Below are 14,198 nucleotides of genomic sequence, written 5' to 3' on the forward strand. Positions count from 1 at the left end.
TCACTTCCCCTTTTCCGGGGTCCCGTCCGCCCCCTTGTCCCTGTCGCCCTGACCGAAGCGGTGGAGACCGCTCAGCGAGGGCCGGGGGCGGAGATGGCCGCGATCCCGGGTCCCGCTGGTCGGGAGGGACGAGCGGCGGGGCCGGGCTCCGGGCGGGCGCGGCGGGGGCTGCGCGTCACCGGGAGCCGTCGGGCCCCGGTCCCCCGCAGGAGCAGGAACAGGAACAGGAGCAGGAGCAGGAGCAGGAGCAGGAACAGGAGCGGAAGCGGAAGCAGGAACAGGAGCGGGATTCGGCGCGTGACGCGGGGCCGGCTCAGGAACCGGCGCCGGGGACGGTTCGGGCGCCGGGGACAGGGACGGTTCGGGCCGGCCGGGTCGCTCCTGGCCGTCTCGCCCGCCCGGGGCAGCCGGCGGTTCCTGAAGGAGCGTCTCGTCCTCCTCCCCGATGGCCGGCAGAGCATTCAGCTCGTCGCGCGGCACGGCCAGCTCGAAGGGGATCGCCCCGTAACTGCTCCTCTCCAGAGGTTCGTTGCCGCTCAGGAAGGTGAACTGCAGGAGGGCGTGGCCCTCGTAGAGTGCGTGGGGCACCGGGGTCTTGCTGTTGAGGATGGTGCGGCCGACTTCCCTGCTGCGGTCGGTGCCGCGCGTACGAAACCCTCCTCCGGCGCGGGCGGACACCCGCGCGAGAGCGGGCCGGTATCCGAACTCGGCACCGAACTCGGCCATGCCCGCGTGCGCCGAGGACGCGCTCCCCGAGAGATCGATGCGGTTGCCCGTGACCGACGTGGTGACGGTCTCCGCCTCCTTGTCGAGTCCGGTGCAGGTGAGCGCGTCCTTGAAGTGGGTGTCGACGCGGACGGTGATGCCCCCGCCGGGCACGCCCCCCACGGAGACGACGAACGCGTCCGTGCGCTCCGGGTTCGTCAGCCGGTCGCTGAGCCAGGCCATCAGCGCGGGCCGGCTGAGCCTGTCCACCACGTACTGGCCGTGGGTCCGGGAGGAGGCACCGTGGCGCGAGTTCCAGGAGTCGTAGAGCTCCGCGCCCCGGCCGGCGACCAGGCGACGGACACTCTCGATGGACGACAGTGAGCGCATCTGGACCGTGGTCCCCCGGAGCGCCGGGGCCTTGATCCACCGGGGCGGGGGGTTCTGCTCCGTCCCCTGCCCGGATGCGGGAGCCCCTGCGGATTCGACGAGTTCGGTCGTACGGGTGGGAGAGGTGTGGGTCATCCGGCCCGGAAGCGTCGCCTTGAAGTGGCCGGCCCGCTGGATCGCCCACTTCTCGGCGTCGGTCAGCGCGGGCTTCGGCACGGCGGCCGACGGGGCCGGGGGCTTCGGCACGGCGGCCGACGGGGACGTGGCCGAACCGGTGGTGTCCGTGACCGGCCCGGCGGCGTCCGTGACCACGTCGGCGGCAGTGCGGCCGGGTTCCGTACGGGCATCCTCCGTACGGGCATTGGTCGTGCGGCCGTCCTCCGTACGGTCGGGTACCGCCTGCTGCTCCTCCGTGGCGGCCGTCGTCAGGGCGTCGAGCAGTTCCTGCCGGCGCTCGACCCTCTTCCGCAGGGCGCGGGACCGCCAGGTGTCCGCGACGAACAGCTTCATCGCGGCGAACCGGGCCTGGGAGCCGGCGAAGTCGCGGTGCACCGTGAGGAGGAGGTCGACCTCGTCGCGGAAGACGGAGCCCTTGGTCTTGCTCTTGGTACCGCCCCCGGCGCCGACGTTGGTCAGCCGGGACTCCGCGTTCTCCTGGCCCCTGGTCCGCTGGTAGGCGAGGGTGCCGAGCGGGGCGACGCCGGGCACCGCCTCGGCCCTGCCGGTCACGCTCATGCGCTGGGAGGTGGAGGTGGCGCGGGACTGCGTGTTGTCGCCGTCGACGCTGTCCTCGTTGTGCTCGCGCGTGTTGCCGATGTTGAACTCGACGGTGTCGACCTGGCGGTCGTGTTCCGGCACCGTCGACCCGCGCAGCATCAGCGTCACTTCCGCGTGGCCGCCGGGGAAGGTGATGATGACCGGCTGGCCGTCGAAGGCGCCCCGGGCGGCGGCGGTCAGGTCGGTGGCCTGCACCTTGTGCGCCAGCACCTCACTGCTCCTGGCCCACTGCGCGCGGCCGAAGAGCGCGACGCCGTGGGCCTCCAGTCCGCCCAGCGGGCCGCCGGAGGCGTCTTCGGGCAACAGCACCTGGACCCGGCCGGTGACGTCGCTCTCCCGGAGCCGGCGGCTGAACAGCGTGCTCCGCGACGGCCTCCGGGTTCCCCCTCCGGTGTCCGGTGCCGGGCTCCCGGTGGGCCTCACCAGGTGGGCGGTGGGGAAGGCGGCGCGGACGGGCACGTCCACCGTGAACGGCCGTACGCCGGCCGGGGCCACCCAGGTGTCACCGCGTCGGTACTCGACGCGCCCCCGCAGGCGCACGGTGCCGTTGAACACCCCGTAGGACTCCGTGGCCTTGGTCTTCCTCCCGAGGGTGGTGCCCGCGTCCGTGACCGTACTGCGGCTGGTGTCCCGGTTGGCGGTGACGGTGTTCTGGACCGTGGTGTACGGCGCGGTCACCACGCTGTCGAGGACGCGCGTGGTGCGCCGCATCGTGTCTTCGGCGTGGCCGGTGACGGCGCTCTCCTCCGTGCCTGTCTCCGCCTCGAACGACTTCACGGTCCGCTCGAAGGCGAAATCCCGGGCCCCGACGCTCGTGAACACGACCCGTGAGTGGCGGCCGGTGGCGGTATGCACGGGAAGCGGGTCCGCGGGCTCGGGCGTGCGCAGATTGCGTGCCGAGGCGGAGGAGAGGGAGACGAGCCGGGGCCGCAGGAAGCCGGGGCTGAGCAGCACCTCGTACGCCGCCTCCTCCTCGGCAAGCTCCCTCTCCCCCAACTGGGCGCGGAGCGAGCGGAACACCGTCGTGGTGATGTTCTGTCCCTTCCGTCCCAGGGAGAGGATCTGCGTGTCCTCGGGCAGCACGGAGTGGTCACGCACGGACGGCGGGGGTCCCGGGTCCGTCGCGGACGCGGGTTGCCGCGCGGGCTCCGTCGCAGGGACGGGAACCCGCGCGGGAACTCCCTCCGAGGCCGCCACGGCCACCCCGGCGGGCGGGGCGGGCGCGGCCATCCGGGCGGGCGCGGCGAGCGCGGCGACCTGCGCGCGGAAGATCTGTGCTCCGGCCCGCTCCACCGTGTGGGGCCGGGTCAGCCGGGTCGGGATCGCCACGAAGAACGGCACGACGACATCGTCGCCCTCGTTCGTGGCCGTGCCGCGCGTCTGCCGCCCCTGGCCACCGATCACTCCGAAGCGGAAGACCGCTTCGCCCGCGTAGAGCGCCATCTCCTCCTTGAACTTGCTGTTGGCGAGCTCCTTGGCCGACTGCGCCGTACGGAAGAATTCGCGCTCGCGCTTCCCCCGTCCCCAGCCCGCCGTCGGCTGCCACGACGTGCCGGCCGTGAAACCGAAGGACGCGCCCGCGGCACCCTGGCCCTGGTTGAGGGTGGAGAAGCCGCTGCGGACCGCGGAGGAGGAACCGGTCTCGTTGACCACGTTCAGCTCGGAGCCCGGGACCAGCTTCAGGTAGGCCAGGCTCCGCACGCGCGCCGACGAGACGATGCGCGCCCTGCCGTGGGCCGCGCCGCTGTCGAAGGAAGGCCCCCGCAGCACGCCCCGGCTCATCGACGCGAGGTTCGCCGCCAGCCGCTCGGAGCTGAAGGCGTTCTGGATCGCCGCCTCGTGGCGGCTCCAGCTCTCGTCCACCACCGAGCCCAGAGCCTGCAACCGGGCCCGGACGAGGTTTCCCCCCGGCGGCGCCGCCGCCTGTGCCTGCGGTGAGGAGGCGTCCGGGAGCGGGGCCAGCTCCGGGACGGTGACGCCGCCGCCGGCGAGCAGCGCGAGGACCACGGAGTCGTCGGAGAGTTCGAGTTCCGGACGGTGCACGACCTCACCGACCTGGTAGGTCGGCAGGACGAAGTTCCGGGGCTCGTCCGGTGCCGTTCCGCTCTCCAGCCACGAGGAGGTCCATGTCTGGGAGCCGTCCACGGCCGCTTCGGTGTCCGACGTCCGCACGACGAATCTGGCGCCCATCGGCGCGCGTCCCTCGGCGGTCCGGCCGTCGGCGTTCCGGAACCGCGCGGTCAGCACCACAGTGGTGTCGAACACGGAACTCGGCACCTTCGCCTTGACGGTGGCGCCGGTGGTGGAGGACTGCTCCTGGAGTGTGTTGGCCTCCTTCGCGGCCGTACGGCTGGCGCCCACGAGGGCCTTGAACCCGGACGGCTCCGCCATCCCCGGGAGGATCCAGGACGTGGTGTCGCCCAGCTGGTTGCCCTGCAGGGTTCCGGCGAGGTTGGCCGACCGGGCATGCACGGAACTGTTCAGGACGGACTGGCCGGTGCTCGTGCCGACGTTGAACTCGGTGCCGTTCTCCGTGTGGTGGGCGAACCTCGCGGCGCCCAGTTCGGCCTCCAGCTCGACCCTTCCGAGACCGTCCGGCAGGTCGACGATCAGCGGACCGGCCCACATCAGGGTCCGCAGCTGCTGGTGCAACGCGGTGAACGGCACCAGCTGTTCGAGGGCGGCCAGCACCTCGTCGGCCTCCCGCGCGCTCCCGAACACCTCGATGGCCGCGTCGCGGGGCGCGTGGCCGGGTGCCTGCGGCAGGGCCTGCCGCAGGATCGCGCCCAGCCCGCCGCCGCGGCGACCGCCCTGCGCGTCCACGGGATACGAGTCCACGAGCAGGTCGAAGGGGCCCGGCGCCCGCATCCGGGTCATGTACGACGGCACCGAACGGGCGGCGCCGGCCTGCGGGACGGAGGGCGAGTCCGCGTACGGCGTGGAGAGCGTGGCCGGGAGCGTGACCGCTCGGTCGGCCGGCGGTCGGTCCGGGGCCGTGCCGTCGCCCCGGACCAGATGCGACAGGTCCAGCTCGAAGCGCACGTCCACCGCGACCGTCAGAGCCTTGGAGACCGTCTTGCCGCGGGCGGTCAGCCGGCTCATGTCCTGGTGGATCATGCCCTGGCCGCTCTCGCGCGCGTACGTGGCACCGAGGTCCAGGCGGACGAACGGGAACGTACCGCGCGCCGCGACACCGGCGTTCCAGCCGCGGTTGGCGTCGTACGCCACGGCCGCGCCCGACCCGGACTCGACACCGGGCTCGAACTCGAACTTGGCGACGGTGCCCGTCGTCCGGGCGTTGAGCAGTGTCGCGCGCAGCGGGATACGGCCCTGCCATCCGGGGGTGTCGATGGTCAGGTTCCGCGTCTCGCCGTTGCTGAGTCCGTACAGCCAGGACCCGAGGTGCTCGGTCTGCAGATGCTCGGCGATCTGGTCCCGCGCGAGGTCGGCGTTCTCGGTTCCCAGCGGCTCGGCGAGCGCGTCCGCCATCCGGAGGGTGAAGTCCTGCGGCCCCGCACCGAGGCTGTGCACCACGTCCCCGGCGCCGAGGATCCCCCCGGTGAGGCGCGCGGGCGGGGCCGGCAGCGCCGGTGCCTCGGCGACGGCGACCGCTGCCAGCGCGTCCGCCGCCCGCCTGTCGGGGGCCTGCGCGTCCTCGGCCCGCTCGTTCTCGGCCTGCGCGTCCTCGGCCCGCTCGTTCTCGGCCGGGCGGCTCCCCGTCACCGCCGCGGACGCGTCGTCGGGTGCGGCGGCCCACTCCGGGAGGGGCTCCAGAAAGTGCGCGCCGGTGGCTTCGGGGCGGGCCGGGACCGGTTCCCGCGCGGCGGCACGGGGCGTCGCGCCCGCCGTGTCGTCCTGGCGGGCGGGCGCGGACTCGGCCAGCCACCTGCGGAAACGGTCCAGCGGGCCGGCGCCCAACGCCCTTGGCAGAGAGCGCAGTTCCGCCTCGGTGGGGGTGGGGAAGGTGGCCGGTTCCACGCTCTCCACCAGGCCCATGACGCGGTCGGCCTCCACGGCCCGCCGTCCGGCCGCCGCCACGGCCCGCCGCGCCGCCTCGATCTCCCGCACGGTCCGGTCCGACCTGCCCGCGCTGGTGTGCGCTTCCCGCTCCTCCAGTACCGCCAGCGCCTCTCGCGCACGGTCGAGGGCGAGCAACGCGTCGGTGAACTCCTGTGCTGCGCTCATCATGTGATGCGTCGCCAGTTCCTCCGACAGGGGTTCACGCTCGGCGTCGGTCCGTTCGGAGGAGGTCGCGTCGCCTCTGCCCTTGCCCTTGCCCTTCGTCGTTGCCGGAGCATCCGTCGCCGGGGAGTCCGTCGCCGGGGAGTCCACCGGAGCGTCCCGGAAGCGGTCGCCACGGGCCGTACCGGGGTCGCCGGCCCTCGCCTCGGGGGTGGCGTCCGTACCGGCCGACGGCTCGGGCAGGCTCCCGGTGGGCAGGTAGAAGACGGCCGCCCGGTCGGTCACGGTCGCCCGCACCGCGCGGGGGGCACCCGTGGCCGGCCGGAGGACGAGGTGCCAGGCGACCGAGTCGGCCTCCACCCGCGCGTAGGACCGGCCGGTCCGCCTGTCCGGGCCGGTGAGCCGGATGGTCCCGGCGTCGGTCCGCGCGGGAACCGCCGACGCGGTGGAGTCGGCGCGCAGCGGACCGCCGAGGCGCACGGCGGGCGTGCCGGTGCGGCCGGCCCGGATCAGCACGGAGCGCCTCGGGTCCTTGGCGACCGTGTCGGGGAGTGCTCCGTCCGGGCCCGACGGCACCACCCGCAGCCCGCGGACGTCCGCACGGATCTCCAGCCGGGCGGGCAGGTCCGTCCCGGCGGTTCTCGGCAGCGTCACCGGTTCGTCGAGGGTGCCTCCCGCAGCCAGGGTGAGGAACCACTGGTTCATGTAGGGCGGGCTGAAGACCGCCGCGATCTTGGACCGCACGAGGAAGAGGCCGCCCTGCCAGGAGTGGGAGGCGCGCGAGGGGCTGGTCCACAGGTCGCGGCCGGTGAGCAGCGACTCGGCCGCTCTCCGCAGGCCGGGCAGGTCGGCGACGGTGCCGACGAACGCCTCCCCGAGCGCCTCCGCGGAAAGGAGCGGCTCCGGCCGCGGCCACGCGACGTCCGCGGGTTCGTGCACCGCGGTGGGGCGGGGCACCGGTGCCGGGTCGTGCCGGGTCACCTGTTCCGGGTGGCCCAGCCGCAGTGCGCCGGGGAACACCCGGGCTCCCAGCACGTGCCGCTCCCCCTGTCCGATCAGGGGCGTCAGCCCGCCGAGCGGTGTGGGTGCGGTGGCGACCGCGCGGTGCACCTCCAGTTCGGCGGTGAGCCGCACGTCGAAGGCGGTGACGTGCGGGTGGAGGACGGTCACCACGGCGGTGTCCCGCTGGTCCGAAGTGCGGGTGCGCAGGCTGTCGGACCGGGTGACGGTCGGCCTGAGGCGGTCGGCGACCGCCCCGGACGCGAGCAGGTCGTACTGGTCGGAGGTTCCGGCGAGCGCGGCCCGTCCCTGACGGCTGCTCTCCGTGCTCTCGGAGCGGCTGTACTCCCACGCGCGGGCGTGCACGCTCTCCAGGACGTGTTCACCCGGCTCCCTGCCGACCGCGCGGGGGTCGAGCAGTTCCGCGGTGAGGACGAGCCGCGCCATCGAGGTGCTGTACGCGTTGCGCTCGGGAACCAGGATCGGCAGACCCGTGAGCATGGTCTCCAGCAGGGCGGCGGTGCCCTGCCGTCCGGCCACCTTCCACAGCTCGGTCTCCACCGCCTCGGCGTGCTCCCGGGAGAGCAGCCCCAGCGCGCGCAGGCGTGGCATCACCTGGTGGACGAACGGGCCGAGATCGGGGGTGTCGAGCAGGACGGCGTGGTCGAATCCGTCGCCGCGCAGCACATTGGCGGGCGCCGGGGCGGTGGCAGCGGCGGGATCGGCGGCCCGGCCGGGCGGTCCCTCGCGGCGCTCCACCAGACCGAGGGCGCGGGCGGCCCGGGAGGGCAGCAGCGCCAGGCCCGGAGCCCGCACGGGGCGGCCGGTGACCTCGCGCTCGCCGTACCTGCGCGAGCCGTAGTCGCCGAAACTCACCCGCGATTCCTCCCACCGGCGCACGGTGACCACGAAATCGGTGGGCGCCTGGGCCCACACGTGGTCGTCCACGGTGGTGTGCGTCCGGTCGTCGCGCCCGCTGACGGCGCGTCCGCCGGTGACCGGGGCGCTGCGCCCGTAGCCGAGGCCGAGTCGGGTGGCGTCGTCGGACTCGGGCAGGTCGGGGCCGGCCGGCCGGCTTGCGGCGAGGGAGCCCTCCGCGGTCGCGTCCCAGGCCATGCGGTCACTGGTTTCGGCGTCCCTGACCTGTGCGGTGACCAGGGAGTGGTCGTAGTGGAAGGCGTGCGCGCTCTCCCCGATCGCGGTCAGCCCGGCGGTGGCGGCCCGGACCGAGACCTCCACCCGTCCCACCATCCGGAAGGTGCCCGCCGGGACGGGGCGGCTCCACACCGGGCGGGGCGCCGCGCCGAGGTCCTGGACGCGGGGCGCCAGCCCCGTCAGCGCGGCGCGCAGGGCGGCCTCGTCCGCCGGTTCCAGGGCCGGCACACCGATCTCCCTGAGGAGGGTGGCCGCTTCCGGATACAGGTGGTCGGTGCGGACCAGGTGCAGGGTGTCCCGGGGCAGCCGCTCCCCCACGGCCGGTGTCCAGGAGCGGGGCGGCGCGGGTTCGGCGGTGCGCGGCACCCGCGCCACCGCCCCGCTGCCGTCCGTCCGGGATGCGAAGTCCAGGGTGGGGCGCAGCCGGCCGGATCCGTCCCGTTCCAGTGCCAGGTCCTCGGGCACGACGAGAGTCGCCCGGACCGTCACCGGAGCGGCCTCCGCAGGGGCGGTGGTCTCTCCGGCGGCCGGTACCGGGGTGGCGGAGACGCGGAGGACGACCGGGCCGTCGAATTCCGCGAGCCACACCGATCCCCCGCCGAAGGCGCCGGCCGCCGAGAATCCGCCGGTCTCGTCGACCGATCCGCTCCAGCTCACCCCGGGGGTGACGCGACCGCTCGGTTCCGTGGCGGCGGAGTCCTGCGACGTACCACCGACCTTGATGCCGAGGCCCGCGGCGACCTTCCAGTTCCGCAGGGCGGAGGTGAGCAGGTCGAAGGAGGTGCCCTGGGCGACCTCGGTCTGGCCCCGGCGGGTCCGCGCGTAGGTGAAGTCCGCCTGCTCCAGGCTCGCCCGGACGGTGACCAGGAGGTGCTGTTCCGCGCCCGGGCGGCCCGGTTCGGGGCTGGTGAGGAGGAGTGTGTGGCCGGGCCCGGTCAGCGGGTGCGCCCGCCCGGCCAGCGCGGCGGGGCTCAACGCCTCGGCCAGGGCGAGGTGGTTGGCGACGTGGTGCGGCTGCGCCACGTGGAGCGGACGGCGGCCGGTGGCCGCGGCGGCCTGCGGATCCCGGGAGGCCGATGCGTCCTGCCAGGGGGCGCGGGGCGCCAGGTAGTCGGGGAAACGGCTGCGTACGAGGTCGAGCGCGCGGGTCAGCGCCTCCCCGGCGCCGTGCGGGTCGATCTCGGTGACGTGGCTGGTGGGCGGCAGCCATCCGTCGGCGGAGGGCGGCAGCGTCAGCACCCGGCCGGGAGCGGTACGGGCGGCGGTCTCCGGGTCCGCGGGCTGTGCCGGGAGGTGGGCTCCGGCGGCCGGGGCGAGGTCCCCGAGGCGTTCCGCGTCGGCGGCCGGCATCCGCACCCGCGCGGTGATCCAGGCGTGCGTGCCGGGGCGCCCGCTCAGCGACCCGGTCGCCACGCGCACGTCGTACTCGACGAGGGTGGTGGGCTCGTCGGTGTACCGGAGCCGGCGTGCCTCGACGCTGTCGGCCTGCTGCCCCCGCCGGGTGTACTGCACCGAACGCTTGTACGTGGCCTTGGGCAGGGGCACCAGGGCCGGGACGCCCAGCGCGCTCCTCACCAGGGGAAGCAGGAAGCCGGTCCCGGCGCTGGCGGCGTCGCCCTGGACGGAGGTCGCGCCCGCCGCGGCGGAGTGGACGTCCTCGACGTCGATCCGGGCAGGCTCCGTGCTGTCCGCCACGGCCCGGGGGTTGTGGAAGGTGGCGTCGGCCCGGACCGCGTCGGACCGTCCGTCGGCGGATTCCAGCCTCGCCGAGTGGAGACCTCCGGCGGTGGCGTCGAGCAGCCCGGACAGCAGGGTGTGGACTCCGGCGAAGGCGTTCAACGCCTCGAAGGAGGGCGCGAACGGATCGGCCAGGGACGGGCCGGCCGCGGCGAGCACCGCCGTCCGGTACGCCCCGGCCCCGGTGACCGAGTCCACCCAGGACAGCGCGGGGAGGCGCGACGCCGGACCGACGGTGGTGGGGCCGGACGTGCCGGAGAGGGCGTCCGCCCGATCGGGGACGGCGGCCCGGGAGAGGTCGGCGGTGCTCGTCCGGGGCTCGCCGGACAGCTCGGTCCAGAGCGCCGAGGTGGCGTGGTCCGTGCCGGCGGCCCGGGGCAGGGCGCGTACGGTCGCGCGTGGATGGGTACCGACGAGGGCCCGCTCGACGACCGTGCGGGCGCGCTGCGGATCGTCCTGCCCGGGGCGCCGGACCTCCAGGGCCACTTCCACGTCGTGGAGGAAGCGCACCGTCCCGGGGTCGGACGCCGGCCGGACGGTACGCGTGGCGCTCCGCGCGGTCGAGGCGCTGTAGGCGGTCTTCTTCGAGTAGCCGCCGAAGACCGCCTGCGTCCCGGAGACGATCCCCGACAGCGAGGACAGGGAGGAGAGCGCCTGAGTGACCGGCTGGGGCAGCGGGACGTTCAACGCGTGGTCGACGGTCCGGTCCGCCGAACTGCTCTCCCCCCACGCCCTGGTCTGCCGGGTGGTCGGCCGCGGTCCGTCGTCCCGCGGCGCGTGGGTCCCGGCGTCGCCGACGGGCTCGCCGCCCGGCCCGGTGAGCTGGGTCCAGTCCGCGAGCCGCAGCCGCACGGTGACGGCGAGCGGGGCGCCGGCCGGCCGCAGTACCGCGGTGTGCCCGCCGGCGACCGCCTCGCGCAGGACGGCACCGGGGTCGGTGGCGGCGAAGTGGGCGTCGAGCAGCGGCTCGGCAGCCGCTCGCTCTCCACGCGGCAGGAGTCCCAGCACCCCGTCGCGGACGGCGTTCCGCAGCCGGTCGTCGGCGAAGGAGTAGCGCTCCCGGCCGGCGCCTTGGCGTCCCGTGTACTCCGGCGGCGCGAACACCGGGCCGACCTCGGGCACCACCGGTCCCGCGACGTCGGTCCGGGCGCCGTCGCCGGTCCTGGCGTCGTCGCCGGTCCTGGCGTCGTCGCCGGTGAACACGCCGGCGAGGTCGGGCAGCGGGCGGGGCGGGCGCGGCTCCCGGACGACGGTGCCGAGGGGCGATTCCGGTTCGGGCGACGGCGGACGCCACACCGTGTCGAGCGGCTGGGCGACCGGCGGTGCGGGGTGCACGGCCGCGGGGGGCAGGGCCGCGGACTGCTGGGGGCCGCTCGTACTCCCGCTGCCTCCGGCGCCGTCCTGGCCGGTGGTTCCGGTCGTCGGCCCGCTCCTCGCGCCGCCCCGAACCTTCACTCCCGGGGCGCGCAGTCCGGGGTTGTCGGCGGCCAGTCGGTCGGCGAGGTCACGGGCGGCCTCGGGGCCCTGGGCGTGCAGGGTCTCGGCGATCCGCACCACGGCGGCCCGCCGTGCCTCCAGCCGCGCCTGCACCTCCGGTTCCCGGCCGATCTCCAGGGGTGCGGCCAGGAGGCGCCATGCGGAGCCGGCCAACGTCCGCACCGTGTCGTCGGACACGCCGAGGCGCTCGGCCAGCTGTCGTACGTCCCCGGTGTCCAGTTCGGCCGCGGCCGGTTCGGCGGCGTCCGGATCGCCGTCCTGTACGCCCTGCGGGTGGCCGCCGCTCCGCACCGCCGCCTTGCCCCGCCCGGCGGGCGCGGGAACGGCGGCGCTGCCGGAGGCCGTGCCCCCCTCCGCCGGAGACTCCGCCGCCGTGGTCCCCTCAGCCGCGGTCCCGGTCGCCGCGGTCTCCGTCGCCGCCGGAACCGTCGGCAGGGGCGGGGTGTCCATGGCACGCAGGACCATGGTGCCGAGCACCCAGCGGTCCTCCTTCGGGCCGGTGACGTGCAGGACGGCCAGCGCCCGGATCAGGTGGCCGGTCGTGGGTCCGGGCTTGCCCGCACGCGCGGGCAGCCCGTACTTCAGGTAGTCGCGCCGGTAGTTGTTGCCGCCGCCCGACTGTCCCTGCGCCCCCGCGTTCTGCGTGAACGGCGCGGAGACGACGACCCGGCCGGTGTCGTCGGAGGTCACCCTGGCCGTGTACAGGGAGGTGACCGACGGGGTCACCGTGGTCCCGGCGGTCGCCGTGTACGCGTCGCCGGACGTACGGACGTCGTCCAGGGCGGTGTCGCCGGTGGCGAGGATCCGCTGGGGCAGCAGCCGCAGCCGTACGGAGGTGGTGGGGTGGGCCCCGGTACGGCCCATGAGGCGGCCCACCGCGACGGAGTCGAGCGTTCTGCCCGCGTCGCCGTCCCCCGGGCGCACCAGCCGGGAGAGCCGGATCATCAGGCTCTCGTCCGAGAACGAGGTGTGCATGCGGTCGGGACCGGCGAGCGCGGGGTCCACCTCGCGCAGGGCCCGCGCCAGCTCGGCACCGGCGTCGAAGGAGTAGAGCGCGAACGGCCGGTCGGGCACCCAGTCCCGGCCGTCCAGGGCGTCGCGCACGGCGGGGGTCAGCCCGTCCAGGCCGATGAGGACGGCGCCGGGTGGCGGGGCGGTCCGGTCGGCGGGGTCCCGCTCGAAGACGGCGGGCCGTACGAAGGGCTCCGCCCGGTCCGTCCCGGCCGGCAGGTCGTCCCGGTCGAACCACAGCGTCGCCGTGGCGTCGGCCGTGGCGTGGTGTTCGCGCGTCCCGAATCCGCCCAGGGTCGAGGCGACCAGACCCGCGACCACCCCGTTGGACTCTCCGGACATCGGACTGCTGCGCACGGTGACCCGGTACCGGTACGGCACCTGGAACTCGGCCAGTTCGCCGGAGCGCTGCCAGGCCCTGGTCTCGCGCTGGGACGTGGCGGAAGCGCCGACCGCGCTTTCGAGGGCCCCGGTGAAGGTGGTCTGGAGGCGCTGACCCCCGTGCTGCAGCACCGGCCGGGCCTCCAGTTGCCGGGCCCTGCTGTACGAGACGCTCTGCGACTGGACGCCCGGCTCGGCCAGGCCGGCGTTCCGTCCGCCGCCGTGGGCGGCGCTGTGGGTCAGCTGTGCGCTGTCGTCGACGCCGCTGCCCCGGATCTGGTCGAGGTCGGTTCCCGGTCTCGGGCGGGCGTTCACCTCCACCGTCACCAGGCGCGGGGCGAGCCCCAGCCGGCCCCGGTGCACGAAGTGCGTCGAGCCGGTGCCCCGGGGGCCCGCCCCGATCGCGACGCGCAGCCCCACCGAGGAGGAGTGGTCGCTGACCCAGGAAGCGAGACCGGGCAGGTATCCGGCGTCCCCGGGCCGGGTCGCCCCGGGGGCGGCCTTCTCGATGGCGTCGAGGAGGCTCTGCCGGAACCGTCCGCGCGGGCCCTCCGGAGCGACGCCGATGACGGCGCCCTGACCGAGCTGGCCGGTGTCCCGGTACCACTGGGGCAGCATCAGCGTACGGTCCGGGGCGGGCGGGGTGATCCCGGCGAGGGCCGCCAGCTCGGGGTGCTTGGCCAGGTCGCTCTCGGGGAGCAGGAACTCCACCGCGTCCGGCACCAGGAAGCCCACGGTGCGCACCGCGTGGGGACCGGCCACCAGCGTCCCCGAGACGACGTTGCGCCTGCCCTGACCGACCGTCACGCGGTAGGTGGCATCGGCGGTGAACCGCTGCATCCGGGTGCCGCCGTGCGCGGTGACCCGGGCGTCCGAGGCATTGTCCGAGTGGGTCGCGGCGACGGTGGTGGACGAGGTGCCGACGTACCGCCCGCTCGGGAAGAGGGAGACTCCGGGGTCGTAGGCGCCACTGACGGTCACTCCGGTCTGTCCTCCGCCGCCCACCGAGCGGGTGGAGGTGACCGTGTCCGACGCGTACAGCCAGCTCTCCATGCTCAGGGGGCCGGGGGCCTCCAGCCGGCGCACACCGCTCAGGTACCCGGTGATCTCCACCGAGACGTCCGTGCCCGTGACCAGTCCGAAACTGCCCGCACCTTCCAGGACCAGTCCGTCGCCGAAGACGGTCAGGGCGTTGGCGGTCAGCTGGTGGAAGGAGAGGGCGGACCGCAGGACCTGCTGGGCCATGCTGTCCTGGTCGCTGAGCGAGCCGCCCACCGTCGTCCGCGTCGTCCACCGCCAGGCCCCGTCGGCCATGCGCCGGGCCCACCCCAGCGGGCCCACGGCGTCGGCGGAGGCCCAGATCT

General features: G+C 75.1%; 1 protein-coding gene (only partly in view). It reads right to left on the bottom strand.

Translation table 11 applies throughout. From position 1 onward, the window contains the following. Positions 1–14,198 carry the 3' portion of a hypothetical protein gene (locus ACFWEE_RS07925; RefSeq protein WP_386887386.1) on the bottom strand. The gene runs 19,510 nt beyond the window's last position, so only the last 14,198 of its 33,708 coding nucleotides appear in the window; the start codon falls outside the window, past its right edge; its stop codon occupies positions 1–3.

The organism is Streptomyces sp. NPDC060184, from assembly GCF_042728795.1.
In the GTDB taxonomy this organism is placed as follows: Bacteria; Actinomycetota; Actinomycetes; order Streptomycetales; family Streptomycetaceae; genus Streptomyces.